General features: G+C 64.5%; 3 protein-coding genes. All 3 read left to right on the forward strand.

The features are described 5' to 3' along the window. Positions 1–1,122: type VI secretion system baseplate subunit TssF (locus EOA86_RS28580; protein ID WP_206630158.1), on the forward strand; the 1,122-nt coding region annotated here is incomplete at its 5' end. Further along, positions 1,086–2,171 carry a type VI secretion system baseplate subunit TssG gene (tssG, locus tag EOA86_RS28585; protein WP_128344727.1) on the forward strand — a complete coding sequence of 362 codons (1,086 nt, stop codon included), beginning with the start codon at positions 1,086–1,088 and terminating at the stop codon, positions 2,169–2,171. The genes EOA86_RS28580 and tssG, both read left to right, overlap by 37 nt. Next, the coding region (locus EOA86_RS28590; protein WP_128344728.1) for an FHA domain-containing protein at positions 2,168–3,031 on the forward strand (864 nt) is incomplete at its 3' end. The genes tssG and EOA86_RS28590, both read left to right, overlap by 4 nt.

Raw genomic sequence — 3,031 nt, forward strand, 5'->3', positions numbered from 1 at the left:
TTCGAAGGGTACCGTCTGCTGCGCGAATATTTCATGATGCCCGAGCGCTTTCACTACGTGCGGGTTTCAGGACTGCAGTCGGTCGTGCGCAGATGCGACGCCGGGCTTGAGATCATCTTCATGTTCCGGCGTCCGGTACCCGAACTTGCCGATGTGACGCCGGCGGATTTTGAACTTTTTGCGACGCCGATCATCAACCTGTTCGAGCGTGACTGCAACGTCATCGAGCTTGACCCGCGCAGAACGCGGCAAGTGCTGCATGCCGACCGCACGCGGGCGCGGGACTTCGAAATCTATCGGGTGACCCACGTCGAGGACGCCGACGCCGAGGGCCCCGACGCCGAAATTCCGGAGCTCTTCAGCCTGGGGCAAAACCGCAGCAATGGCTGGGTCTATTCCACCGAACGGCGCCCTCGCCGGGCCACCGAAGATGAACGGCGCGACGGGTTGACCCGCACCTCGTACACTGGAGACGACGTTTTCCTATCGGTTTCACGGCCGGTCGGAAGTCCGGCGAACCGGCCGCTGAAGCGTCTCGACATCATGGCGCTTTGCACCAACCGGGACCTGCCGATCCTCGACGACAACCCTACCTTGACGCTGGAGACTGGCGATCCGGTCGAAACGATCCGGCTTATTGGTGCGTTGCGCCCGCCCCAGCCGGCTATCCCGGCCGCGCTGCCGGCGGGCGCCCAAGGCGAGTCCCGCGCCGACAATCTCGCCTGGCGGCTGGTGGCGCAGCTGGCGCTCAACTTTCTCAGCCTTGCCAAGGAAGGCCGCGGTGTCGATCCGCTGCATGCGCTGCTCGATCTCTATGCCGACCGGGGAGATCCGAGCCTCGCCCGCAATGTGCACTCGATTGTTCGCATCGACTCGCGGTCCGTCGTCGAACGGCTGCAGATCGATGGCCCGATGTGCTTCGGACGGGGCACGGAAGTGACGCTGCATGTGGACCAGTCGGTCCTGGCGGGGCAAAGCACATTGCTGCTTTCAGCCTTGCTTGCACGGCTGTTTGCCCGTCACGCCGGAATAAACGGCTTTGTGCGGACCCGCACGCGGCTGCTGCAGAAGCAGGAGGATGTGCCATGGCCGATGACGCCCGGCAATCGCTACCTGATCTAGACAAATTCGACTTGGACCGGGTCGAAGAGCTGGATGATACATTCGATTTTTTCGAACTGTTGCGCCGACTCGAACGCAGGGGCGGGCTATTCGGCTATTCCGGCCACGCGGATCGCGAGCCGGCAAGGCTCGGGCAGCATGTGCGTCTTAGCTTTTCCGCCAAGGACGTGGTTGCGTTCCGCGAAGCGAAGGACAAGACGCCGGGGAAGCTCGGGACGCCGGCCCGGGTCACGGTTGCAAATCTCGGGCTGATGGGACCGGAAGGCCCGATGCCGCTTCATTTGACACGTTGGGTGCTCGATCGCCTGTCGCAGCGCTGGTTCACCGGCGCCGACGCACGGCAGACCAGCGACACGACGTTCGTGGACTTCGTCAATATTCTCCAGCACCGCATGATCGCCCTGTACTATCGGGCCTGGGCCGACGCGCATCCGGCAGTACAGGTCGAACGGGCGGTCGGCGGCCGGGTAAGGGCCATGCTTGAAGCCATGGCGGGAATCGGACTTCCCGGCACCGAAAATCCCGATCTCGACGCCGTGAAGCTTCGCCAGGCCGCGTCGCTCGCCAGCCAGGTCGACGGTCCGGAGCGGCTGACGCTGTTCCTGGCGGAAGCGTTCAAGGTGCCGGTCCAGATCAAGGAGTTCGTTGCTACCTGGATGACCATACCGGCGTCGCTCCAGACCCGACTTGCCCAAGCTTACGCGGTGCTGGGTCGCGGGGCGACGATCGGCCCGCGCGTTTTCAGCCGCCAAAGCAGGATCGAACTCCGCGTCGGCCCGCTTGGGTATGAGGAGTTCAAAACGTTCCTGCCGGGCGGTCAACGTCTGCAAATGTTCAAACAGGCCGTTCGTGACATGGTTGGGGAATCGCTCGATGTCGATCTGCGGATCGTGCTCGCGCGTGAAGCAGTGCCGCAGCCCCGTATCGGAGCGGTGCAGCTCGGCCGAACCAGCTGGCTTGCGCGGCCCGCTGAAAGGGGCGATGCTGACGATATGCGGCTGCGGACAATCGTCGGATGGCGGCCGGAAATGGCGGAGGTCGCGGCATGAGTCTGCTGCTGACGCTGGAGCACGGGCCACGGACCCAGGCGGTACGGCAGACCCGGCTGGACGAAGGTGAACTGGTGATCGGCCGTAGCGCGGACGCGGGCTGGCAGATCGACGATCCCGACATGTTCGTTTCACGCGCCCATTGCAGGATCACCGGCGGGCCGGATGGGTATTTCGTCATCGACACGTCAAGCAGCGGCTTGTTCATAAACGATTCCGACAGCCCGCTCGGCGCCGGCACCTCGGTCCGTCTTCAGAACGGCATGCGGCTGAGGCTGGGCGACTACATCGTATGCGTCGATCTGCAGACGCCGGCCGCTCAAGCATCAGCGGGCAGCCAATCGTTCACAGAGCGGTCGCCGCCGGCATCGCGAGCGCCGGTAAGCATCGGCCGCGATGATTTCTTTTCAGCCTCGGTCGAGGAAGAGCCGCGACGACCGCGTCCCGCCGATCTGCCGAACCCGTTCGAGCAACCCGTTCCAGGAGCGTTCGGGCGCGCCAACCAGCGCAGTTCGCCAGCCTTCGACGACCCGTTCAGCCTCGACCCGGTATCGACGCCCGCGCCGAATGGCGCCGGCTATTCCGAACCACGTCGTGCGCCGGACGCCGCAGACCCATTCAGCTTCGATCCGGTGCCTTTCGGTGCAAGCGAGCCCGTCCCAGGCCAGCCCGTTTCAAGAAAGTCCTCCGAATTCGATGACGGTTTCGGTTTCGGGCCGGCCGCGTCGTCCGATTTGAGGAACGGCGCCGGCTCGGCCAGTCAACGCAAACAGGTCGCCCCAGAGCCGCAGCCGGCCAATCCCTGGGATTTGCCTGGCCAGGCGGCAGCTATCCCTTCGCCGCCACGTGCTGGCGTTGCC

Source organism: Mesorhizobium sp. M5C.F.Ca.IN.020.32.2.1 (genome assembly GCF_004023105.1).
Taxonomy (GTDB): Bacteria; Pseudomonadota; Alphaproteobacteria; order Rhizobiales; family Rhizobiaceae; genus Mesorhizobium; species Mesorhizobium wenxiniae.